Genomic DNA, 21,506 nt, shown 5'->3' with positions numbered 1-21,506 from the left:
TGGGTGATGCCGCAGTCGGGTGCGACAGCGTAAGGCTTAGGTGTAGAGGGACTCGATTACTGTTGCGTGGTTGTTGGCGACCGCTTGGCGCTTTACTTTCATGCTGGGGGTCAGTTCGCCGGTTTCGACGGTGAGGTCGCGGTCGAGGATCGCGAATCGCTTGATCTGGGACGCTTTCGAGTAGCGGGCGTTGACCGCGTCGACCACCTCGGTGATCACCTTGAGTACCTCGTCGGGTCCGGCCGCTCCGGCGGCGTCCGGATCCACGGTCAGCAGGGCGATCGGGTACGGCCGGCGGTCGCCGTACACGATTGCGTGTGAGATCCACGGCGACTGGCGCAGGTCGTTCTCGAGGTTGGCCGGGCTGAGGTTCTTGCCGCCGGAGGTGATGATGATGTCCTTCGCCCGGCCGGTGATCCGGACGAAGCCGTCGGCGTCGATCTCGCCGAGGTCGCCGGTCCGGATCCAGTCGCCGGTCATGATCGCCTCGGTCGCGGCAGGGTTGTTCCAGTAGCCGGCGAAGACGTGCGGGCCGCGCATCTCGATCTCGCCGTCCACACCGAGCCGCAACTCCACGCCGGGTGTCGGCCGGCCCACGCTGCCCGCCTTGAAGAGGTGGATCTCGTTCACCGTGCCGACGCCGGTGGTCTCGGTCATGCCATAACCCTCCAGCACCGGTACGCCGGCCGCGTGGAAGAACTCCAGCACCTCCTGAGCGATCGGCGCCGCACCGCACAACGCCTGGCGGAGCCGCCCGCCGAAGGCACCGCGGACCTTCGCGAACAGAGGTTCCAGCTCGGTCTGCGCGGCAGCGAGCTCGGTGGGCAGCGGTGTCCCCTCTCGCTGGAGTTGCTGGATCCGCAGGCCGACCGACACCGCCTGGCGGACCGCGGCCGGGTCCATCCCGGTGGTCATTGCCGCGTACAACTTCTCGAAGATCCGCGGTACAGCGGGCAGGAAGGTCGGGCGTACTTCGACCAACTCGGGGACGATCCTGGTGATGTCGCCACCCCAATAGACCAGCGTGGCACCGATGCTCAACGACGCGAACTGGACCATCTGGGCGAACACATGCGCCAGCGGCAGGAACAGGTAGACGACATCGCCGGGGCGGACGTAGTTCAGCTCCTCGGTCAGCTCGCCGATCCGCAACCAGTTCCGATGGGTCAGCACACAGCCCTTGGGTGGTCCGGTCGTCCCGGAGGTGTAGATGATCAGGGCCGGGTCCGTCGGCTGCACGGCCGCGCGCCGGTCCTCCAGGTCTTGACCGGCACCCAGCTGGGCCAATGACTCCAGACCGCTCTCGAGCGAGATGACCTGAGCCGCGAGCCCTTCGATCCGGTCGCGCGCGGCGTCGGTGCAGACCACGATCCGCGCGCCGGAATCGGTGATCACCCAGGCGCACTCCTCCGCCGAACTGGTCGCGTAGATCGGCACGACCACGCCAGCCGCGGACAGGACGCCGAGTGCGGCGAGAGTCCACTCCGGTGTCGTCTCAGCCAGGATGCACACCCGGTCGCCAGGGCCCACGCCGGATGCCGCGAACCCGCGGGCCAGCGCATCGACCAGTACGCCGACCTCGCTGAACGACTGTTGTTGCCAGCCGCCGCCGGACCGGTACTGCAGGGCCGGCCGGTCGCCGAAGCGCTCCGCCGAGACGAACGGCAGCTCGGCGATCGTGCGGATCATGAGGCCTCCTGTGGATCCAGCACAAGCTTGCCCACGGTGCCGCGGCCAAGGATGTCCTGATGCGCGCGAGCCGCCTCCGCCAGCGGATACTCGCCGCCGACCACCGGCCGCAGTACGCCGTCCAGCGTGAGGCGGAACAACTCCTCGAGGGGCTGGGCGATCGTCGCCGGGCGGCGGAAGCAGTGCCCGAGCCAGAACCCGATCACCCCGCGAGACGCGGCCATCAGTTTCACCGGATCGATCGCCTTCGCCGCGGTCCGCGACGCCTGGCCGAACGTCACCAGCCGACCGAACGGCGCCAACGCGCGGAGCGACTGGTCGAACACGGGCCCGCCGATCATCTCCAGAATCACGTCGACCGGCCGGCCTCCATTCGCCTCGATCAGCTGGTCCCTCAGGTTGGCACCGGCTTCCAGAGCGAGGTCGGCGCCAAGCTCTTCCGCAAGCTTCCGCTTCTCCGCGGTCGAGGCAGTGGCGATCACCCGGCCCGCGCCGTAGTGCTTGGCGAGTTGTACGGCGACTGTCCCGACGCCACCCGCGGCGGAGTGAACCACCACGGACTCGCCCGCGGCCAGGTGGGCGCTGGTCTGCAGTAGGTGCCAGGCGGTCACGCCCTGCAGCACCAGTGCGAGCGCCTGTCCGTCAGTGATCCCGTCCGGGATGTCGAAGATCAGATCGTCGCGGGCGACGGCCAACTCGGCGTAGCCGCCACCCGGTACCAACGCGACCACGCGGCGTCCGTCCGGCGTCGTACCGGCGACCTCCCCGCCCGGAACCGCGGGTAACTGGGTTGGAGTGATGTAGGTGTTCTCGGTGGTGTGCGTGTCGGCGTAGTTCACCCCTGCCCGGGTGACGCGGATCAGGGCGTGGCCGGGACGCTCCACGGGCTCCGGCAGATCGACGTACTGCAGGACTTCTGGGCCGCCGTACGCCGAGATCTGGATCGCCTTCATGAGCGGACCTCGGCGGCATCGAGGGCGCGGGCCAGTTCCAGCCGGGACGAGATGCCCAGCTTGTGGTAGATCCGGGACAGGTAGACCTCGACGCTGCGCGGGCTGTAGTGCAGGCTCTCGGCGATCTGCCGGTTGCGGAGGCCCTGCTGGACGAGGCGGGCCATGCGTTCCTCCGCCGGCGTCATCCGGCCGAGCCGCCGGACGGCCGTTTCGACGGGTGTCAGGATCTGGGTCATCGGCGTACCCCTTCGACGGACTGTTGAGGAAACACGACTGTTGCCGCGGCCGCGGCGGTGCTGTGCTGGACAGAGAGCACTCTGAGGAGGCTGGGATGACGACCGACGGCATGTGCGCACCGGAGTTCGCGGCGGTCCGGGAGGCCTTCGAACGCAACTTCACCGAGTACGGCGACGTCGGCGCGGCCGTGCACGCGACGGTGGACGGACAAGCGGTGGTCGACCTGTGGGGCGGACAGCAGGACCCGGTCGCCGGAGCACCGTGGCAACGGGACACGTTGGTGCACATCTGGTCGGGTACGAAGGGTGCGGTCGCGCTCTGTGCGCACCTGCTCGTTGCCCGAGGCAAGCTTGACCTGACCTTGCCGGTGGCCAACTACTGGCCGGAGTTCGCGGCCGAGGGCAAGGGCGGCATCCTGGTGCGGCAGCTGCTCAACCACCAGGCCGGGCTCCCGGCGGTGAGCGAACCGCTGCCGCCAGGCGCCTTCTACGACTGGGACCTGATGGTGGACGCCCTCGCGCGGCAGCGGCCGTGGTGGGAGCCGGGGACCAGGCACGGCTACCACGGTCTGACCTTCGGCTTCCTGATCGGTGAAGTGGTACGGCGAGTTGCCGGGGTGCCACTGGGTGAGTTCTTCCGGACGGAGATCGCCGAACCGCTGGGACTGGACTTCTGGCTCGGCCTGCCGGAGTCGGAGGAGCATCGGGTGGCACACACCATCCCGGCCGACCTGAGCGCCCCGGGTGCGCCGGTGCCGAGCCTGTTCATCGCCGCGATGACGGATCCAGCGTCGGTCGCCGGCCAGATGCTGCTGAACAACGGCGGCTACATGAACCCCGGTGAGGCGGACACCCGTGCCGCACATGCCGCCGTGATCGGGGCGACCGGTGGAATCACCAACGCTCGTGGGCTTTCCGGGCTCTACACGCCGCTCGCCAATGGCGGTGGCGGTCTCGTCGACGAATTCCAGCCCGCGGCTATGGGAGCCGTGAGTTCGGCCAGTTCGGTCGATGCCGTCGTACTGGTGCCGAGCCGGTTCACCCTCGGCTTCGTGAAGGCGATCGACAACAGCCACCTGCCGATCGCCGACGCCGAGGGGATCCTGCTGTCCGAGGAGGCGTTCGGGCACTCCGGTTTCGGTGGCTCGATCGGGTTCGCCGATCCGCGGGCGAGGTTGTCCTTCGCCTACACGATGAGCCGGCAGGGGCCGGGGATCGGCATCAACGAGCGGTGTCAGGCCTTGGTCGACGCGACGTACGCGGCGCTCGGGTATCGGCGGCCGGCCAGTGGCGGACTGTGGGTGCATCCCTAGTCACCGCAGCTCGTAGAGGTCGTAGGTCAAGGTGCTGCCGGTCAACGTGCCCTTGCCTACGGCCTGCAGCTTGTTCAGCCAGCCGTAGCGCGGATCGCCGGTCTCGAACCTCGGCGTCGCGTAGAGCGGGGCGGAGCCGCCGTCGGCGAGATCGACGCGGCCGTTGTACTGCAGGAAGAGCAGTGCGCCGTCGTCGGTCTCCACCAGCGACCTGACGTCCAGAGTGCCGGTGCCGTCCGGTCCGACGAGCATCCAGTCCGCTGACGAGCTGCCGGCGAGCTTCGCGTTCAGCCGGTCGCCGCTGATGTGGCCGGCCGCGACCTCGTAGATCATCCGGGTGCCGGCGGGGGTCCGGGAGAGCACCTTGGGCGGCCGGAGCTCGGCGACCATGGTGGCGAGCGGGACCAAGGTGAGTGCGCTAGACATAGCCGCCGCCACTGACGGACAGCGTGTGACCGGTGACGAACGACGCGTCGTCGGAGGCGAGGAAGGCGACACAGGACGCCACCTCTTCCGGCGTACCGCTGCGTCCGAGCATCGTGCCTGCCACCATCGCCTGCCGGATCTTGCGGCCGAGGCCGGATCCGTCGAGGCCAGCCAGCATCGGGGTGTCGATCGGCCCCGGCGCGACCGCGTTGCAACGGACGCCGTAGTGCGCCGCCTCCCGCGCGATCGCCTTGGTGAACCCGAGGACACCGGCCTTCGCCGCCGAGTACGTCGCTCCGGCCGCCAACCCGGCCCGTCCGGCCTCGCTGGCCATGTTGACGATCGCGCCCCGCCGGCGGTCTTGCATGCCCGGGAGTACGACGTGCGTACAGGCCATCGTTCCGCGCAGATTCACCGCGATCCAGTGGTCCCAGTCGGCGGGGGAGCTGTCGACGAAGTACGCCGTACGGTCGCCGCCCGCGTTGTTCACCAGGACGTCGACCGGCCCGATTGCGGCCACGACTTGTTCGAACGCGGACTGGACCGACGCCAGGTCCGCCACGTCCAGCCGGACGCCGTACCCGTCGATCTTCGCCGCGACCCGGCCGGCGCCGGACTCGTCCAGGTCCGCGACCGCGACGGTCGCGCCCTCGGCGGCGAGTCGCCGGGCCGTGGCGGCGCCGATCCCGGAGGCGCCACCCGTCACCAGGACAGTACGGCCGCTGAAGCGTAGGATTGACATGCCGTCGACGATATTTGACACTCTGTCGACAAACAAGAGGAGGACCGATGATCGACTTCGGACTGTCGGAGGAGCAGCGCGCGATCCGGGACGTGGCCCGCCGGTTCGTCCGCGAGCAGCTGATGCCGCTGGAGTCCGAGGTGCTCCGGCGCGAGCGATCCGGTGGCGTCGGGATCGAGCCGGAAGAGGTCGCGGAGCTGCGGCAGCGGGCCAAGGAGTTCGGCTTCTGGGGCCTCGGCACACCGGACGAGTACGGCGGGATGGACCTGCCGGCCGTCGAGCAGGCGCTGATCACGGCCGAGCTCGGCCGGACCTTCATCCCGTTCAGCTTCGGCGGCGAGGCGGACAACATCCTGTACGAGGCCGACGAACGGCAGACCAAGGACTATCTGCTGCCGACCATCTCCGGTCAGCGGCGATCGTGTTTCGCGATCACCGAGCCGGGCGCCGGGTCGGACACCCGGGCGATCCGCACCAGCGCCCGCCGCGACGGAAGCGAGTGGGTGATCCGCGGTGAGAAGACCTTCATCACCGGCGGCAACGAGGCCGATTTCGCCATCGTCATCGCGGTCACGGATGCGCTGCGCGGTCCCAAGGGCGGGTTCACCGCCTTCCTGGTCGACCGGGACCGTGGCTGGACGTCGAGCCCGATCGTCACGATGGGCAACGGCGGTCCGGCGACGCTGGTGTTCGACGACGTCCGCGTCCCCGACGACCACGTGCTCGGCGAGGTCGGGGCCGGGTACGAGCTGGCGATGCGCTGGATCATGAAGGGCCGCTACCTCATCCCGGCCCGCGGTATCGGCGCGTGCGAACGGCTGCTGGAGATGGCGATCGAGCACGCGAACACCAGGCACACGTTCGGCCAGCCGATCGGCGAGAACCAGGCGATCCAGTGGATGATCGCCGATTCGGAGGTGGACCTGGAGGCCGCCCGCTGGCTGGTGCTGCGGTCCGCCTGGGGTATCGATCAGGGGCAGCCGCCACAGCACGACTCGGCGATCGCCAAGCTGTACGGCACGAACGCGGTGAACCGGGTCGCGGACCGGGTGCTGCAGATCCACGGCGGCATGGGCTACACGAAGGAGCTACCGATCGAGCGGTGGTTCCGCGAGGTCCGGCTGTGGCGGATCTTCGAAGGCACCGACGAGATGCAGCGCCTGATCATCTCCCGCGACCTCCTCCGCGGCTACCGCAAGCCAGGCGGCCACATTTAGCTGCCGTAGATCGAACGCAGCCAGATCGTGGTGAGGGTGTCGACGATCTCGCGGTCCGCGGTGGCCGACCGGCGGGATCTGGAGTGGTGGTAGAAGACCTCGTCGTTCATCGACACCAGCGCCAGCGCCAGCGACTTGGCCGCCGGTGGTCCGGGCAGCGCCCGGCCGGCCGCGCGTTCGGCCTCGATCCGGTCCGCGACCGCGGTGATGAACTTCCGCGCCATGTCGCTCCAGAACTGCGTCATCGGCGGGCTCGTCTCCCGGGCCCGGGTCGCGGCGCGGAGGACCGGGCCGCTGCGACGCCAGATCGCGACCGAACCGGCGGTGGCGTCCCGGAGCGCGTCCGCGGCCGGCGACGCGGAGGACCCGGTCCAGGCGCTGGCGGTGTCGTACAGCTCGGCCACGATCTTCTCCGCGAGCACGTACAGCACGGCTTCGCGGGATTCGAAGTGGAAGTAGAACGCCGAGCGCGAGATCCCGGCGCCGGTGGTCAGATCGTCGATGGTGATCTCGCTGAGATCCCGCTCGGCCAGCAGTTTCTCGGCGGTCTCCAGGATCGCCTGTGAGGTCAGATCACCCTTGCTCGGCTTGCGTCGCCGTACCCCCGGCGTCCCGTTCGACATGTGTCGATTCTCCCCGACACTGCGTCCATCCCGCACGACACCCCGTCGATTTCCGGGCGGCCGCGGGCTTGGGGAGGAAATGTCGGGGGTCGGCGCTAGGGTTGCGGGCGTGGAAGCACCCCTTGCGTTGTACCGCCGGTATCGCCCGGAGACGTTCGCCGAGGTGATCGGGCAGGACCATGTCACGGCGCCGCTGCGGAACGCGCTGAGCAACAACCGGGTCAACCACGCCTATCTGTTCTCCGGCCCGCGCGGGTGTGGCAAGACCACCAGCGCCCGGATCCTGGCCCGCGCGATCAACTGCGAGAAGGGCCCGATCGCCGAGCCGTGCGGGGTGTGCAAGTCCTGTACCGACCTGGCCCGCGGCGGCCCCGGCAGCATCGACGTGATCGAGATCGACGCCGCCTCGCACGGTGGTGTCGACGACGCCCGGGATCTGCGCGAGCGGGCCTTCTTCGCGCCGGTGGAGAGCCGCTACAAGATCTACATCATCGACGAGGCGCACATGGTGACCACGCAGGGCTTCAACGCCCTGCTGAAGCTGGTCGAGGAGCCGCCGCCGCACCTCAAGTTCATCTTCGCCACCACCGAGCCGGACAAGGTGATCGGGACGATCCGGTCCCGGACGCATCACTATCCGTTCCGCCTGGTCCCGCCGAAGGTGCTCGGCGACTACATGGCAACGCTGTGCCAGTCCGAGGGCGTCGCGATCGAGCCGGCTGCGCTGCCGCTGGTCGTGCGGGCCGGTGCCGGTTCGGTCCGTGACTCGCTGAGCGTGCTCGACCAGCTGATCGGTGGGGCGGGGCCGGACGGGGTGACGTACGAGTTGGCCGTCGCGCTGCTCGGGTTCACGCCGGACTCGCTGCTCGACGGGTGTGTGGACGGGTTCGCGGCGCATGACAGCAAGGCCGTGTTCGAGTCGATCGAGCGCGTGATCGAGACCGGCCAGGACCCGAAGCGGTTCGCCGAGGATCTGCTCCGGCGACTGCGTGACCTTGTGGTGCTGTCCGCCGTACCGAACGCGATCGTCTCCGGCCTGATCGAAGCCGCCGAGGACCAGGGCGAGCGGTTGCAGACCCAGGCCGCCGGGATCGGTGCGGCCGAGCTCACTCGGGCCGCGGACATCGTCGCGGCCGGTCTGCTGGAGATGCGCGGGGCCACGGCGCCTCGGCTGCAGCTGGAGCTCATCTGCGCCAAGGTCCTGCTGCCAGGTGCCGACGACTCCACCAACGGCATCCAAGCCCGACTCGACCGAATGGAACGCCGCCTCGCCATCGGAGTCCCCGGAGTCGCCAGTACGGCGGACGCGGGTCAGCCGGCCGGGTCCGCTGGTGCTCCTGTGGGTGGTGCTGGGCCGGACGTGGCGACGAGCCGAGCCGCAGCCCGCGCTGCCGCGGGGGGAGGGTCCACCGCAGACGCCGGTACGGCGCCTTCGTCAGGTGGCTCGGACGCAGGCGGTCCGGCCAGTGGTGCCGCGCCGGGACCTGATGCGGGCTCAGGGCAGGTCGCACGCGGTGATGCTGGTTCAGGCGATGCGCAGCCGGCCGCTCGTGCTGCCGACGCTCCACCAGCTGCTCGTGCTGCCGACGGCCCGCCAGCCGGTGCGGGGGCACGGTCTGGGGCATGGGCGGATGAGTCGGCCTACTCGGTGACCTCTGCGCCTGGGGCTGCAGCTCCCGCGCCGCAAGCCGCCGGCGCTCCGCCTGCCGCGGCCCCTCCGTCGGCCGGATCCGTTGGGTTGGCCGACGTACGGCGGTTGTGGCCTGAGGTGCTCGAGGCGGTGAAGGCGAAGCGGCGGTTCGCGTGGATCATGCTGAGCCAGAACGCGCAGGTCATCGCGGTCGACGATCAGACGCTGACGCTCGGTCTGGTGAACGCGGGGGCTCGGGAGAGCTTCGCCCGGTCCGGGAGTGACGAGATTTTGCGGCAGGCGATGATCGACACCATCGGTCTGAACCGCCGCATCGAGGCAGTCGTCGACCCGTCCACCGACCCGGGTGCCGGAGGTGGCGGCGGTCAGCACGCAGGCGGCCCACGTTCCGGTGGCCCCCAGGGCGGCGGCGCGGGTGGGTCGGGCGGTGGTGCGGGTGCTGGCACGGACGGCGGCAGCTGGGGCGCCGACGGAGCTGGCTCCGCTGGACCCGGCGCAGCTGGTGGGTCCGGTGGTGCGGGCGCTAGTGGAGGGCCCGCAGGTGGTGGGCCGGGTGCGAGCGGAGGTGTCGCAGGCGCCGGTGGGACGGGTGCGGGCGGGGCTGGAGCGAGCGCTGCTGGGGCTGGCGTTAGCGGGGCGGGTGCCGCCGCGGCGGGTTCGGGCGTGCCACAAGGGTCGCCGGGTCAGTCGGGCAACCAGGCACCGGCCGGTGTTGGATCCGGTGGTGACGGCTTCTCGCAGGATGCTGGTCGGGGCGGATCCGGTTCGGGCAACGCCGCGAGCGGGTTCGGTGGGCCGGGTGGCTCGGGAAGTGCCGGGCAGTGGTCTGACGGGCCTGATGCGGCGGTCGCCGTACAGGATCCGCCGCCGGAGTACGACGTACCGCCGGAGCCTGACCCGTGGGACGACGGACCGGCCTCGCCGCCGGGGCCACGAGCAGGGCAGCCGACGGGACCGGCGACCTCAGCCGCACCGGGGGCGCCAGGTGGGGCGGCGCCGGCGGAGGTGGACCGTCGGGAGCAGGCGGCGAGTAAGCGGCGTGCGGCGGAAGCGGCCGTAGCTGCTGAGCAGGCTCGGAAGGCCGCCGCGGCTCCCGCAGCGCCGGAGGTACCGCTGACGCCTGAGGAAGAGGCGGACGCGATCGGCGAGGACGACATGGTGCTGGAGGAGGACTCCCGCTCCCACACCGACCTCCTCCGCGAGACCCTCGGCGCCCAGATCATCACCGAAGAACCCAACTGACGGCATAGTCCCGGCCGGTTTGTCGGTGGCCGGTGGCAGATTGCCGCGTATGGGTTTCCGGGGCTGGACCGACGCGGCGTACGACGTACTGGAGGATCTCGAGGGCGAGCTGAGCCCGGCTCAGCTGGAGACGCACCGCGACGACCTGGAGCGCCACGTCCGCGGGCCGTTGCAAGAGCTCTGCGATGCGCTCAATGAGAAGGACGAGTTCGGGACGTTCTGGCTGAGCGGGCTGTCCGACCGGCCGGCCGCGTGGCAGCACCAGCGCGCGACGTGGTGGATCGCCCGCCGGATCCGGATCACGTTCACGTTCGACCTCGACGGGTTCACGCTCGGCGGCGGTTCGGCGAGCCCGGCCGGCGATCAGGTGGAACTGTTCCGCGCGATGGTCGACGCCGAGGCCAGCGGCGGCGAGCTCGCCGGGGTCGTCGAACGGCTGCGCCGCGACGGATTCGGACTCACCGGGCCGAGCAGGCTTCGGATGCCGGGCAAGTACTCGCCCGACCACCCTCGCGCCGACCTTCTCCGGCTGCGTTCGGTCTACGCGGAGAAGCCGATCGACACCGACGACATCGGCCTCATCACGCAGGCTCTGCGGCCCGTCGTCGAGCTCACGACCTGGTACACGGACTACGTCGTCACCACCGGCTGGGAGAAGCCGTAACCCGGGGGCGGTCCACACGGGGGTGTGGGTGAAAGGGGAGACTGCGGGCGAGGGATATCCACAGGATTCACAGGGTGTGGATAAGTCTGTCCACAAAGCTGTGGAGAGACTGGGGAGACTGGTCGGTTTCTGGTTGCGGGACGGCGGCGCTGGGGTTGTCCGGCGGACCGGCTAGGGTTGAGGCTCGGTAGCAGATGGCGACTCGACGAGGAGATCGCGGTGTTCGACGGTGGCGGTGCTGGCGGCTTCGACATGTCCGACCTGCTCGCGCAGGCGCAGGCGATGCAGAACCAGCTGATGGAGGCCCAGGCCAACCTGGAGAGCCAGGAGATCGAGGGCTCGGCCGGTGGTGGGCTGGTGACCGCGCTGGTGTCGGGGACCGGTGAGCTGCTGAGCCTGACGATCAAGCCGGAAGCCGTCGACCCGGATGACACCGAGACGCTCGCCGATCTGGTCGTCGCCGCCGTGCGGGACGCCTCCGAGAACGCCAAGGAGGCCGCGGCCCGCGCGATGGGCCCGCTGGCCGGTGGCATCCCGGGCTTCGGGTCCGAGGGGCCCGGTTTCGGCGGCGGTTCGTCCGCGCCGGCCGGCTTCACCCTGCCCGGCGCCTCGGCTCCGGGCGGAAGCATCGCGCCCGGCACGGGTGAGACCCCGGATGAGAGAGGCCCAGGCCCGAGTGGCCCGAGCGCCGGCGGAACTGGGTTCGTGAACCCGGGTGGCGGGGCCGGGTCATCCGGTCGGAACCCGGGCTGACGTGTACGAGGGGGCCGTCCAGGACCTCATCGACGAGCTCGGCCGGCTGCCCGGCGTCGGTCCGAAGTCCGCACAACGCATCGCGTTCCATCTGCTGGCCGCTGACGAGACCGACGTACGGCGGCTCGCGCATGTGCTCGTGCAGGTGAAGGAGCGGGTCAAGTTCTGCGAGATCTGCGGCAACGTCTCGGAGGAGGCGCAGTGCCGGATCTGCCGTGACCCGCGCCGCGACCTGAGCCTGATCTGTGTGGTCGAAGAGGCCAAGGACGTGGTCGCGATCGAGCGGACGCGGGAATTCCGGGGCCGGTACCACGTGCTCGGCGGGGCGATCTCGCCGATCGAGGGGATCGGTCCTGACGAGCTGCGGATCAAGGAACTGATGCAGCGGCTGGCGAGCGGTGAGGTGACCGAGATCATTCTGGCCACCGACCCGAACCTCGAGGGCGAGGCGACCGCGACGTACCTGAGCCGGTTGCTCCGGCCCATGGGGTTGCGCGTCACCCGATTGGCTAGTGGACTTCCAGTAGGCGGTGACCTCGAGTATGCCGACGAGGTCACACTCGGACGGGCGTTTGAAGGGCGACGATCGATCGATGACTGAACCAACAGATATTGCAGAGCGCGCGCTGGGCACGGACTCCGAGGATCTCGCCGAGTTCGCCGAGCAGATCGCCGACCAGGTGCAGAGCTTCCTGATCTCGGTGCGCGACATCGCGGCACAGCCGGACGAGGACGGTGTCGACGAGGGGCTCGCCTCGCTGCCGTACCTGCTGCTCGAGGTGAGCCAGTTGCTGCTCGCCGGCGGCCGGCTGGGCGCGTTCGAGGACTTCGTGCCGGAGGAGCGGTTCGAGAGCGACGCCGGCCCCGACCCGGACCTGGACGCGATGCGGGACCGGCTGGCAGTGCTGTTCGAAGGCCTGGACGAGTACGCCGAGGTCTTCGATCCGTACGCCGCTCCACCCGAGATCACCGTGAACCGGCTGTCCGACGACCTCACCGCGATCGCGACCGACCTCGTGCACGGCCTGGCGCACTACGAGGAGGGCCGGATCATCGAGGCCCTGTGGTGGTGGCAGTTCTCCTACGTGTCCACGTGGGGTGCCGCGGCCAGCGCCGTACTGCGAGCCATCCAGTCGCTGATCGCGCACGACCGGCTCGAGCCGGCCCACGACGCCGAAACCGAGGCCACCGACCGCGAACTCGTCGAGGTCGCCGAAGAGGTCGTCCAGCGCCGCTGAGAGTTATCCACAGCCAGCCTCCGACCGGCCCCGCGAGGGGGTCCTCAGCTACTACGGTGAGGATCCGATCCCGGTCAGGAGGCTTGTATGCAAGGGCAATTGGATGTCGGCGGGGACTTGCGGTGGCCGTGGGTGGTGGCCTTCCTGGATCCCAGGTTGCGCGAGGTTCGCGGGGCGATCATGGGGCATCGGCGCCGGTATCTCGACGTGGCCTGATGGGGCCGGTTGAATGGGGCGGTGTCAGTTTTCGACGTCATTCAGCGGTTGCCGGACTTGCAGACCACCAGGCGGGTCAGTCGGGCGTTGGCGGTGCTTGATCTTGTGTTGAACGAGTACGACGACGCCAACTACTTCTCGTTCGACGCTCGGTGGTCGGAGACCGAGGAGGCCGCGTTGATGCGAGACGGGTCGGGGAACGAGTACTCGATCGTGTTCTCGGCCGACGGTGCGTTCGGGTATGGGTTCGATCACGAGTCGCCGATGTCGCCGTACGCGAACGACATGCAACCTTGGCCCGGGCTGATCGATGGAGTGCCGGACGTGTTCCAGCACGCGCGGGACGACAAGGCGTTCTGGGATCCGATGGGTTCGCCGCGCGCGACGGTTGCCTTCTGGCGTACGACGGCCGATACGCAGTGGCGATGTGGTCCGGTCGAAGGTGTCGACAAGGACGGCGCGGACCAGCTCTTCGAGGTGCTCGCGGACGGTCGCCCCGAGGCGTACCTGACGTTCGCCGAGGACTACTACGAGCTGGCGCTCGACCTCGAGCCGATCCGGCACGTCTACGCACTGATGCCACTGACCGAGTACGTCGTGACCTCGCTCAACCGTCAGCGCCGGCTACCGGATCTGGCCGAAGGCATCGCCGAGATCGGTTACCCGCGCTCCTGAATCGCGTTAGCCTGACTCCCCGATGACAACGCACCCAGGGGATCCGGTGACGATCGGGTCGTTCGCGATCCAGGGCCGGCTCGGTCGCGGTGCGATGGGTGCGGTGTACCTCGCCCGATCACCCGGCGGCCGCCTGGTCGCGGTCAAGGTGGTCCGCGACGAACTGGCCGGTGACGAAGGATTCCGGGCCCGGTTCGCGCGCGAGATCGAAGCCGCGCGGAAGGTCAGCGGCGCGTTCACGGCAGCCGTCGTCGATGCCGATCGATCCGGACGCGCAGTATCCGTGGCTGGCCACCGAGTACCTGCCTGGACCGACGCTGCAGAAGGCGATCGACACGTTCGGCCCGCTGGCGCCCGGTGGAGTGCGATCGCTCGCGGGCGGCCTGGCCGAGGCGCTCGACGCGATCCACCGCAGCGGCCTGATCCATCGCGATCTCAAGCCGTCGAACATCGTCCTCACCGACAACGGCCCGCGGGTGATCGACTTCGGCATCGCCCGCGCCCTCGAAGAAGCCAACCTGACGGCAACCGGAGTGGTCATCGGTACCCCGGGCTACCTGTCACCCGAGCAGGTCACCGGTACGGCGATCGGGCCGCCGAGCGACATGTTCGCGCTGGGCGCGGTGCTGGTGTTCGCGGCGTCCGGCCGCGGCCCGTTCGCGACCGGCAACCCGGCCTCGCTGCTGCACCGGATCGTCCACGAGCAGCCCTACATCCCGCCGCTGCCGGATCCGTTGCAGGACCTCGTACGCCGTTGCCTGGCAAGAGATCCCGCTCATCGTCCGACCCCCGCCGAGATGCTCCAGATCGTCGGCTCACCGGCGAACACCGCAGTCATCCCTCCACCGGCCGCCACGATCATCGCCCCCACCAAGCTCCTCCCCGAACCGCCGACACCCGCGCAGCAAGAGCCGCCCGTACAGCACCCGACGCCCATGCAGCACGACATGCCAGTGCCGCACCCAGGAACCCTGCAGCCCCGGCCTCCGCAGCAGACCGGTGCCACCTTCACCACCACCAGGACGAGACCGGCGATCATCGCCGTGATCACCACCCTGCTCGCCGCCATCTGCCTGCCGCGTCAGACCTTCGCAGCCGACCCATCCGGCGTAGTGATCGGCAGCATCGCGACCGCGATCAGCCTGTACTTCGCCATCCGCTACTGGCGCCTGGTCCTCAGGCGTCGCGTCGTACTCCACCTGTCACCGGAAGGCCTGGCGATCACCAGAGCATACGAACAGGCAGCCATCCCGTGGTCGTCGGTGACCCGCATCCGCATCGCCGGCGACGTCCGCAGACCCTGGCTGGTCGCGTGGCTCAACCATGAAGCCACCCTGCCGACGCCAATACGCTCCCACCACGGCGGCCGAAAGCTCTACCCCATCGCCCACGGGCGGTCCGGCAAACGCCGCAACCAACAACTCCACGAGCTGCGAGCCGCCCTGAACTGGTACGCCGGCCACCTCCACGACACCAACTACTAGGGCCGTGCCAGAGAGGTTGGGGTGCTGACCGTCCCCGGACAGCGGCACCGCCGGCAACGCTCCCCGGCAGATGGGTCAGCCCACGAGAAGGGGGGTTGGCCCACCAGATTCCGGTTGGCTAACCCCTCTCCTGGTGGGCGGACCCACCAGAGCGGGGCAAGGGGACGCGCGGGCTGGCGAGCGGTCGGCCTGGTGCACATCGACAGGACGTATACGTCCACTACCGGTCACTCGCCGCCTGGACCCGACCAGGTGTCCGACCCGATCGCCGGACACCACCTGTCGAACTGCACCAACCACCTAGAACTGGTCCGCGCGGAGGCGAGGTGCGGCTCAACTCTTCTAGGCGACGCACTAGTCCGGCAGCATCGGCACCGTCAGGCCCTGGTCGCGGCCGAGCAGGATTCCGCGTGTGATCGCGTTCGTGCCGAACTTCTCCTTCACCTGATCGAGCGCCGAGTCGAGCTCGTCGTTCGACGCCTTGTCGAACGGCAGTGCCAACTGCAAAGCCGCCTCGTTCTCCAGGTTGCCCACCGAGATGCCGATCATGGTGATCCCCTGCGTCGCGATCAACGGGCGCGCCGTGGACAGCAACGCCCGCGCGGTGATCAGGATCGCCCGCGTCTGATCCGTTGCCTGTGGCAACGTGTGCGACCGGGTCGCCCGGCTGAAATCGTCGAACCGCAGCCGCAACGTCACCGTCCGCCCGGCCCGCCCCGCCGTCCGCATACGTCGCGTGACCCGATCGACGAGCCCAGCCAGTACGGCGTCCAGCCGCTCCGGAGACTTCGGCGATCGACCGAGCGCCCGTTGCGACCCGATCGACCGCCGTCGGCGCCCCACCTCGATCGGCCGCGGATCGCGGTTGTGCGCCAATGCATGCAGATGCCGCCCCGATGCTCGCCCGAGCATCGCCACCAACGCGGCCTCGGGCAGCATCGCGACATCGCCGACCTTGGTCAGCCCGCGGTTGCGCAGCTTCTCGGCCGTCACCTCACCCACACCCCAGAGCCGCTCGACATCGAGCGGATGCAGGAAGTCCAGCTCCCGGTCCGGCGGCACCTCCAGCAGTCCGTTCGGCTTCGCGACGCCGCTGGCCACCTTGGCCAGGAACTTCGTCCGCGCCACTCCGACCGTGATCGGCAGCCCGACCTGCGACATCACGTCGGCCCGCAACCGCTGGGCGATCTCCAGCGGCGTCCCGGAGATCCGCCGCAGTCCGCCCACATCGAGGAACGCCTCGTCGATCGACAGCCCCTCCACCAAGGGTGTGGTGTTCTCGAAGACCTTGAACACCGCCTTGCTGGCTTCGGAGTACGCCGACATCCGCGGCTCCACGATGATCGCGCCGGGACAGCGGCGGAGCGCCTGTCCACCGTTCATCGCGGTCCGGACGCCGTACGCCTTGGCCTCGTAGCTGCAGGCGAGGACCACGCCGCCGCCGACGATCACCGGCCGGCCGCGCAGGCGCGGGTCGTCCCGCTGCTCGACCGACGCGTAGAACGCGTCCAGGTCGGCATGCAGGATCGTCGCCGCGCGCTGGTCCGACACGAACATATGTTCGCATACTCGCGTGCCGTCGGGATAGGGAGAATTCCCGAGGCGCCGAACCGGTTTGTCAGGACAGAATGCGCTCTATGGACCTGACGGCGTACCGCGATCTCTGGAAGACCCCCGGGGTGATGGCGCTGCTGGCGGCGGCCCTGGTGGCGCGGATGCCGGTGATGGCGGTGATGGTGCCGCTGGCGTTCCTGGCCAAGGACGCCGGGGGCAACTTCGGCTGGGCCGGGATCGTCGCCGGTGCCTACGCCGTCGGGATGGCGATCGCCAGCGTGGTGTGGTCGCGGCGCGCGGACCGGAAGGGGGCGCGCTGGGTCGTGATCGGGACCGGGATGGCGTGGAGTGTCCTGATGGCCGTGGTCGCGCTGCTGCCGTACAGCTGGTACCGGGTGCTGCCGATCGCCGCCGCGCTGGCCGGCATGTTCGTGGCACCGATCACCTCGGCCTTGCGGGCCAGTTGGCCGCAGCTGGTACAGGGTGCGCGCCTGCGCGCGATCTACGCACTGGACGCGACCGCGCAGGAGTTGCTGTTCGTCATCGGCCCGATGCTCGGTGCTGTGGTGGTCAGCTTCGCCAGTCCGCGAGCCGGCCTACTGGCCTGTGCGGGAACGGCGGCCGTGGCGATCTGGTGGTTCGGTCTCAAGCAGCAGCCGCGCACACAGCGCGTGGAAACCGATGAGCCCCGGCCGACCGCGCGGCAGTTGGTGATCCACCGGCACCGGCTGGGCCTGCTCATCGCATTCGCTTGTCTGGCCACGGGTTTCGCGTCGCTGTCGATCGGCATCGTCGCGTTCGCCGATGAGCACGGCAACCGGCTGATCGCCGGTGTGCTGGAGATGGTCGCCGCGATCGGCAGCCTCATCGGTGGTCTGGTCGGCGGTGCGCTGCCGGGCCGGCGCGCCTCGTACGTCTGGCGGCGGATGCTGGCGCTGGCGGTGCTCGTCACCGGCTGTGTGTTCGCCACCTCGTCCGTGGTCGCACTGACGGTGATGCTGTTCGCGTTCGGCTGCCTGATCGCGCCGACGGTCGGCGCGATCTACGAGCGGCTGGGCGTGATGACGCCGGCCGTGGCGCGGACCGAGATCTTCGGCTGGATGCTCAGCGGCGGCATGATCGGCAACGCGATCGGATCCGCGGTCGCCGGCACAGTGGTCGAGACCTTCGGTGTCCCCTACGCGTGGGTCCTGATGGCCGTCCTGTCGCTGGTCGGGACGCTCTCGGTGCTCCACGTACCGCCCCACCGCCCGGCCGACGCCGACTTGGAAGCGGTCGCGGTCGCCGCATAGTCCACCCGATAGCTCGCCTCCAGTACGCCGGAACCACCTGCGCACATCGAGATCAGTCGCAGCCCGCGCCGGTCCTCGAACAACGGGGTACCGAAGCCGGCCTGGACCGGATGGATGAGCAGCGACACCTCGTCGATCAGCCGCCACCGGAGCAGCGACCGCACCAGCTTGACGCTGCCGACCACGTGGATGTCGGCACCCGGCACGTGCTTCAACGCCCGCAACACCCGGTGCGGATCCCCTTGCAGGACCTCGGTACGAGGCCGCGCGATCACCGGCCTGGACGCGACCACCAGCTTGCGCGCCCGATCAAGCGGTACGACGGCCTCGTCGGGCCGGCCCACCAAGGCGGCGTACCGCTCGAACGTGGTCCGCCCGAGCAGCACCGTCTCCGCGCCGGTCACCAACTGGTCGAACACCCCGGCCAGGCCGGGCTCGGGCATCCAGTACTCCGGCCGGTCCACGATGCCGTCCTCCGACATGCACAGCCTGGCGACGATGTTCCGCATCTCTACTGCTCCTCTGGGTCTCCTTACCAACCCAGATGCAGTCCGCGGCCCGAATGTTTCAGGCCGGATCGGCCTCAGCCGCTTCCCGGCGGCCGCGGCGGATCTCGGTCTCGAGTGCGTCGAGCCGATTGGTCCAGAACTTGCGGTAGCGGTCCAGCCAGCCGTCGATCTCGCGCAGCGGTCCGGGGTCGACGGCGTACAGCCGCCGGGTGCCGTCGACGGTGACGGTGGCGAAGCCGTTGTCGCGCAGCACCTTGAGGTGCTGGGAGACGGCCGGCTGGCTGATGCCGAACTCGGCACCGATCGTCGCGGCGATACTGCCGGCCGGCAACTCGCCGTCGGCCAGCAGTTCCAGGATCCGGCGCCGGACCGGATCGCCGAGGATGTCGAACGCGTGCACGGACCGAAGTATTTCAGTGATGACTTATATGAACAAGAGGCCGGACCGGCCGGACGCTTTCCGGCCGCTCCCGAGCCTGGCCGTGGAACCTACCGGCGGTGTCCGGATCGGCCGGACAGCCGGCCCGGCTGCTGGTCAGCGGGTAGGCAACGATCGAGTCACGGCTAGAATGAGGCCCGAGACTACGCCTGGTGCAACGCCGCACGGCGTACCGCAACCAGTGGTTTGAGGAGACACACCTGTGGGACGCGTCGTGCACAAGTACGGCGGTTCTTCGGTCGCTGACGCCGATTGCATCAAGCGCGTGGCCCAACGGATCGTCGCGACGAAGAAGGCCGGGAACGACGTGGTGGTGGTCATCTCCGCCATGGGCGACACCACCGATGAACTGATGGACCTGGCCCAGCAGGTCTCCCCGCTGCCGCCACCGCGCGAGCTGGACATGCTGCTCACCTCGGGTGAGCGCATCTCGGCCGCACTGCTGGCGATGGCGATCGCGAACCTGGGCTACGAGGCCCGCTCGTTCACCGGCTCGCAGGCCGGTGTCATCACCACCTCCGCGCACGGCAACGCGCGCATCATCGACATCACCCCGGGCCGGATCGAGGAGGCGCTCGGCGAGGGCCACATCGCGATCGTGGCCGGCTTCCAGGGCGTCGCCCAGGACACCAAGGACATCACCACGATGGGCCGCGGCGCCTCCGACACCACCGCGGTCGCGCTGGCCGCCGCGCTGGAGGCGGACTACTGCGAGATCTACACCGACGTGGACGGCATCTTCACCGCGGACCCGCGGATCGTGCCGGCCGCGAAGCAGATCCCGAAGATCTCCTACGAGGAGATGCTCGAGATGGCCGCCTGTGGTGCCAAGGTGCTGCACCTGCGCTGCGTCGAGTACGCGCGGCGCTACAACGTCCCCGTCCATGTGCGCTCCTCCTTCTCGCAGAAGGAAGGCACCTGGGTCGTCGATGCGAAGGAACTGAGTCAAATGGAACAGGCGATCATCTCCGGCGTGGTCCAGGACCGCAACGAGGCCAAGATCACCGTGGTCGGCGTCCCCGACAAGCCCGGTGAGGCGGCCCGGATCTTCGAGACCGTCGCCGGTGCCGAGACCAACATCGACATGATCGTGCAGAACGTGTCGGCGGTGGCCACCAACCGCACCGACATCTCCTTCACGCTGCCCCGCGTCGACGGCGCCCGGGCGATGTCGGCGCTGGCCCGGATGAAGGACGAGATCGGCTACGAGCAGCTGCTGTACGACGACCAGATCGGTAAGGTCTCGGTGGTCGGTGTCGGAATGCGCTCCCACCCGGGCGTGTCCGCGAAATTCTTCTCCGCGCTCGCCGAAGCCGGCGTGAACATCGAGATGATCTCCACCTCGGAGATCCGGATCTCGGTGGTCGTGGACGAGAACCTGGTGGACGTCGCCGTGACCGCGGCGCACACCGCATTCGACCTGGACGACGAGCACACCCAGGCTGTCGTGTACGGAGGAACTGGACGGTGACCCCTGTGAGCGCTTTGGACAACGAGACCGATGACCGGACGGGCCTGCCATCGCTGGCGGTGGTCGGTGCGACCGGCGCCGTCGGAACGGTGATGCTGGCCCTGCTCTCGACCCGGGAGAACGTCTGGGGAGAGATCCGGCTGATCGCGTCCGAGCGCTCCGCGGGCAAGAAGCTCAAGGTCCGCGGCGAGGAGGTCGAGGTCGTCGCGATCAGCGAGCAGGCCTTCGACGGCATCGACGTGGCGATGTTCGACGTACCCGACGCGGTGTCCGCGCAGTGGGCCCCGATCGCGGCCGCCCGCGGCGCCGTCGTGGTGGACAACTCGGGCGCCTTCCGGATGGACCCGGACGTCCCGCTGGTGGTGCCCGAGGTGAACGCCGAGGCGGCCCGCAACCGGCCGAAGGGGATCATCTCCAACCCCAACTGCACGACGCTGTCGATGATCGTCGCGATGGGCGCGCTGCACCACCGCTACGAGCTGGAGCAGTTGGTGGTGGCGTCGTACCAGGCCGCCTCCGGGGCGGGCCAGGACGGGATCGACGCGCTCTACGACCAGCTGATGAAGGTGGCCGGCAATCGCGACCTGGGGACCACGCCGGGCGACGTACGACGGGTGATCGGTAACGACCTCGGTCCGTTCCCGGCGCCGCTGGCGATGAACGTGGTCCCGTGGGCCGGCTCGCTGAAGGACGATGGCTGGTCGTCGGAGGAGCTGAAGGTCCGCAACGAGTCGCGCAAGATCCTCGGGCTGCCCGACCTGAAGGTGTCCGCGACCTGTGTCCGGGTGCCGGTGATCACGACTCACTCACTGTCGGTGCACGCCCGGTTCGCCCAGGAGGTCACCGCCGAGGGTGCCCGGGAGGTACTGCGGGACGCGCCCGGCGTGCTGCTCTTCGACAACCCGGCCGAGGGGGAGTTCCCGACCCCGGCCGACGTGGTCGGCACCGACCCGACCTGGGTCGGCCGGGTGCGCAAGTCGCTGGACGACCCGCACGCGCTCGAGCTGTTCGTCTGCGGCGACAACCTGCGCAAGGGTGCCGCCCTGAACACCGCCCAGATCGCCGAGGTCGTGGCCAAGGAGTTCACTACCGCTGCGTCCTGAAACCCCAACGAACAAA

The 21,506-nt window shown here is 69.3% G+C and carries 20 protein-coding genes and 1 pseudogene; 12 read left to right on the top strand and 9 right to left on the bottom strand.

What is annotated here, in order from left to right; genetic code table 11:
* Positions 1-36: 36 nt before the first annotated feature.
* The 3 genes from V9K99_RS02385 to V9K99_RS02375 are packed head-to-tail and all read right to left on the bottom strand — an operon-like array spanning position 37 to position 2,878.
* Positions 37-1,689 (bottom strand): AMP-dependent synthetase/ligase, encoded by a 1,653-nt coding sequence (locus V9K99_RS02385; protein ID WP_337007525.1) that lies wholly within the window; start codon positions 1,687-1,689, stop codon positions 37-39.
* Positions 1,686-2,642, bottom strand: a complete 957-nt coding sequence (locus V9K99_RS02380) for a quinone oxidoreductase family protein (protein ID WP_337007524.1) — start codon at positions 2,640-2,642, stop codon at positions 1,686-1,688. The genes V9K99_RS02385 and V9K99_RS02380 overlap by 4 nt, the downstream gene beginning before the upstream one ends.
* Positions 2,639-2,878, bottom strand: coding sequence for a helix-turn-helix domain-containing protein (locus tag V9K99_RS02375; protein WP_337007523.1), 240 nt, complete (start codon positions 2,876-2,878; stop codon positions 2,639-2,641). The genes V9K99_RS02380 and V9K99_RS02375 overlap by 4 nt, the downstream gene beginning before the upstream one ends.
* Before the next feature lie 95 nt (positions 2,879-2,973).
* On the opposite strand from V9K99_RS02375, the gene V9K99_RS02370 reads away from it, so the two are divergent.
* Positions 2,974-4,191: a serine hydrolase domain-containing protein gene (locus tag V9K99_RS02370; RefSeq protein WP_337007522.1), complete on the top strand. Its 1,218-nt coding sequence runs from the start codon at positions 2,974-2,976 to the stop codon at positions 4,189-4,191.
* On the opposite strand, the gene V9K99_RS02365 is transcribed toward V9K99_RS02370, so the two are convergent.
* Together V9K99_RS02365 and V9K99_RS02360 are read right to left on the bottom strand one after the other, a co-directional pair.
* Positions 4,192-4,617, bottom strand: coding sequence for a DUF3237 domain-containing protein (locus V9K99_RS02365; RefSeq protein WP_337007521.1), 426 nt, complete (start codon positions 4,615-4,617; stop codon positions 4,192-4,194).
* Positions 4,610-5,359: an SDR family NAD(P)-dependent oxidoreductase gene (locus V9K99_RS02360; protein WP_337007520.1), complete on the bottom strand. Its 750-nt coding sequence runs from the start codon at positions 5,357-5,359 to the stop codon at positions 4,610-4,612. The genes V9K99_RS02365 and V9K99_RS02360 overlap by 8 nt, the downstream gene beginning before the upstream one ends.
* Before the next feature lie 47 nt (positions 5,360-5,406).
* On the opposite strand from V9K99_RS02360, the gene V9K99_RS02355 reads away from it, so the two are divergent.
* Positions 5,407-6,576, top strand: coding sequence for an acyl-CoA dehydrogenase family protein (locus V9K99_RS02355; RefSeq protein ID WP_337007519.1), 1,170 nt, complete (start codon positions 5,407-5,409; stop codon positions 6,574-6,576).
* Here the strand turns inward: V9K99_RS02355 and V9K99_RS02350 are convergent.
* On the bottom strand, positions 6,573-7,199 hold the full coding sequence (locus V9K99_RS02350) for a TetR/AcrR family transcriptional regulator (protein ID WP_337007518.1): 627 nt from the start codon (positions 7,197-7,199) through the stop codon (positions 6,573-6,575). The two genes, V9K99_RS02355 and V9K99_RS02350, sit on opposite strands and share 4 nt — an antisense overlap.
* 79 nt (positions 7,200-7,278) lie before the next feature.
* Here V9K99_RS02350 and V9K99_RS02345 point away from each other — a divergent pair, with 79 nt between their 5' ends.
* From V9K99_RS02345 to V9K99_RS02315, 7 genes and pseudogenes are all read left to right on the top strand, one after another.
* Positions 7,279-10,092 (top strand): DNA polymerase III subunit gamma and tau, encoded by a 2,814-nt coding sequence (locus tag V9K99_RS02345; RefSeq protein WP_442914753.1) that lies wholly within the window; start codon positions 7,279-7,281, stop codon positions 10,090-10,092.
* A 49-nt stretch (positions 10,093-10,141) separates the two neighbouring features.
* Positions 10,142-10,756 carry a DUF2461 family protein gene (locus V9K99_RS02340; RefSeq protein WP_337007516.1) on the top strand — a complete coding sequence of 205 codons (615 nt, stop codon included), beginning with the start codon at positions 10,142-10,144 and terminating at the stop codon, positions 10,754-10,756.
* Between the two features lie 252 nt (positions 10,757-11,008).
* Positions 11,009-11,278 (top strand): annotated as a pseudogene (locus V9K99_RS02335) (YbaB/EbfC family nucleoid-associated protein); the annotation flags it as partial.
* A 232-nt stretch (positions 11,279-11,510) separates the two neighbouring features.
* Positions 11,511-12,110, top strand: coding sequence for a recombination mediator RecR (gene recR, locus V9K99_RS02330; RefSeq protein WP_337007515.1), 600 nt, complete (start codon positions 11,511-11,513; stop codon positions 12,108-12,110).
* Complete coding sequence (locus V9K99_RS02325; protein WP_132214275.1) at positions 12,103-12,747, top strand: DUF5063 domain-containing protein; 645 nt, start codon at positions 12,103-12,105, stop codon at positions 12,745-12,747. Before recR ends, V9K99_RS02325 begins: the two co-directional genes overlap by 8 nt.
* A gap of 237 nt (positions 12,748-12,984) precedes the next feature.
* Positions 12,985-13,638 carry a hypothetical protein gene (locus tag V9K99_RS02320; protein ID WP_337007514.1) on the top strand — a complete coding sequence of 218 codons (654 nt, stop codon included), beginning with the start codon at positions 12,985-12,987 and terminating at the stop codon, positions 13,636-13,638.
* A gap of 254 nt (positions 13,639-13,892) precedes the next feature.
* Positions 13,893-15,122, top strand: a complete 1,230-nt coding sequence (locus V9K99_RS02315) for a serine/threonine-protein kinase (protein ID WP_337007513.1) — start codon at positions 13,893-13,895, stop codon at positions 15,120-15,122.
* Positions 15,123-15,476: 354 nt separating this feature from the next.
* On the opposite strand, the gene dinB is transcribed toward V9K99_RS02315, so the two are convergent.
* Positions 15,477-16,679 carry a DNA polymerase IV gene (dinB, locus tag V9K99_RS02310; protein ID WP_337007512.1) on the bottom strand — a complete coding sequence of 401 codons (1,203 nt, stop codon included), beginning with the start codon at positions 16,677-16,679 and terminating at the stop codon, positions 15,477-15,479.
* A gap of 80 nt (positions 16,680-16,759) precedes the next feature.
* On the opposite strand from dinB, the gene V9K99_RS02305 reads away from it, so the two are divergent.
* Positions 16,760-17,968, top strand: coding sequence for an MFS transporter (locus V9K99_RS02305; RefSeq protein ID WP_337007511.1), 1,209 nt, complete (start codon positions 16,760-16,762; stop codon positions 17,966-17,968).
* Here V9K99_RS02305 and V9K99_RS02300 read toward each other — a convergent pair.
* Positions 17,854-18,477 carry a dihydrofolate reductase family protein gene (locus V9K99_RS02300; protein ID WP_337007510.1) on the bottom strand — a complete coding sequence of 208 codons (624 nt, stop codon included), beginning with the start codon at positions 18,475-18,477 and terminating at the stop codon, positions 17,854-17,856. The two genes, V9K99_RS02305 and V9K99_RS02300, sit on opposite strands and share 115 nt — an antisense overlap.
* A gap of 58 nt (positions 18,478-18,535) precedes the next feature.
* Positions 18,536-18,877, bottom strand: a complete 342-nt coding sequence (locus V9K99_RS02295) for an ArsR/SmtB family transcription factor (RefSeq protein WP_337007509.1) — start codon at positions 18,875-18,877, stop codon at positions 18,536-18,538.
* A gap of 241 nt (positions 18,878-19,118) precedes the next feature.
* On the opposite strand from V9K99_RS02295, the gene V9K99_RS02290 reads away from it, so the two are divergent.
* Both V9K99_RS02290 and V9K99_RS02285 read left to right on the top strand, forming a co-directional pair.
* Positions 19,119-20,387, top strand: coding sequence for an aspartate kinase (locus V9K99_RS02290; RefSeq protein WP_337007508.1), 1,269 nt, complete (start codon positions 19,119-19,121; stop codon positions 20,385-20,387).
* Positions 20,384-21,490 (top strand): aspartate-semialdehyde dehydrogenase, encoded by a 1,107-nt coding sequence (locus tag V9K99_RS02285; RefSeq protein WP_337007507.1) that lies wholly within the window; start codon positions 20,384-20,386, stop codon positions 21,488-21,490. The genes V9K99_RS02290 and V9K99_RS02285 overlap by 4 nt, the downstream gene beginning before the upstream one ends.
* The last annotated feature ends 16 nt before the right edge of the window (positions 21,491-21,506 follow it).

The sequence above is a fragment of the Kribbella sp. CCNWLW201 genome (genome assembly GCF_037203805.1).
Taxonomy (GTDB): domain Bacteria; phylum Actinomycetota; class Actinomycetes; order Propionibacteriales; family Kribbellaceae; genus Kribbella.
The sequence above is the reverse complement of the archived record's forward strand: the minus strand, read 5'-3'. Positions and strand labels throughout refer to the sequence as shown.

Coding starts and splice junctions, on each gene's coding strand:
- V9K99_RS02385 (WP_337007525.1), bottom strand. CDS start 1,689: ATGATCCGCACGATCGCCGAGCTGCCGTTCGTCTCGGCGGAGCGCTTC.
- V9K99_RS02380 (WP_337007524.1), bottom strand. CDS start 2,642: ATGAAGGCGATCCAGATCTCGGCGTACGGCGGCCCAGAAGTCCTGCAG.
- V9K99_RS02375 (WP_337007523.1), bottom strand. CDS start 2,878: ATGACCCAGATCCTGACACCCGTCGAAACGGCCGTCCGGCGGCTCGGC.
- V9K99_RS02370 (WP_337007522.1), top strand. CDS start 2,974: ATGACGACCGACGGCATGTGCGCACCGGAGTTCGCGGCGGTCCGGGAG.
- V9K99_RS02365 (WP_337007521.1), bottom strand. CDS start 4,617: ATGTCTAGCGCACTCACCTTGGTCCCGCTCGCCACCATGGTCGCCGAG.
- V9K99_RS02360 (WP_337007520.1), bottom strand. CDS start 5,359: ATGTCAATCCTACGCTTCAGCGGCCGTACTGTCCTGGTGACGGGTGGC.
- V9K99_RS02355 (WP_337007519.1), top strand. CDS start 5,407: ATGATCGACTTCGGACTGTCGGAGGAGCAGCGCGCGATCCGGGACGTG.
- V9K99_RS02350 (WP_337007518.1), bottom strand. CDS start 7,199: ATGTCGAACGGGACGCCGGGGGTACGGCGACGCAAGCCGAGCAAGGGT.
- V9K99_RS02345 (WP_442914753.1), top strand. CDS start 7,279: ATGTCGGGGGTCGGCGCTAGGGTTGCGGGCGTGGAAGCACCCCTTGCG.
- V9K99_RS02340 (WP_337007516.1), top strand. CDS start 10,142: ATGGGTTTCCGGGGCTGGACCGACGCGGCGTACGACGTACTGGAGGAT.
- V9K99_RS02325 (WP_132214275.1), top strand. CDS start 12,103: ATGACTGAACCAACAGATATTGCAGAGCGCGCGCTGGGCACGGACTCC.
- V9K99_RS02315 (WP_337007513.1), top strand. CDS start 13,893: ATGCCGATCGATCCGGACGCGCAGTATCCGTGGCTGGCCACCGAGTAC.
- dinB (WP_337007512.1), bottom strand. CDS start 16,679: ATGTTCGTGTCGGACCAGCGCGCGGCGACGATCCTGCATGCCGACCTG.
- V9K99_RS02305 (WP_337007511.1), top strand. CDS start 16,760: ATGGACCTGACGGCGTACCGCGATCTCTGGAAGACCCCCGGGGTGATG.
- V9K99_RS02300 (WP_337007510.1), bottom strand. CDS start 18,477: ATGCGGAACATCGTCGCCAGGCTGTGCATGTCGGAGGACGGCATCGTG.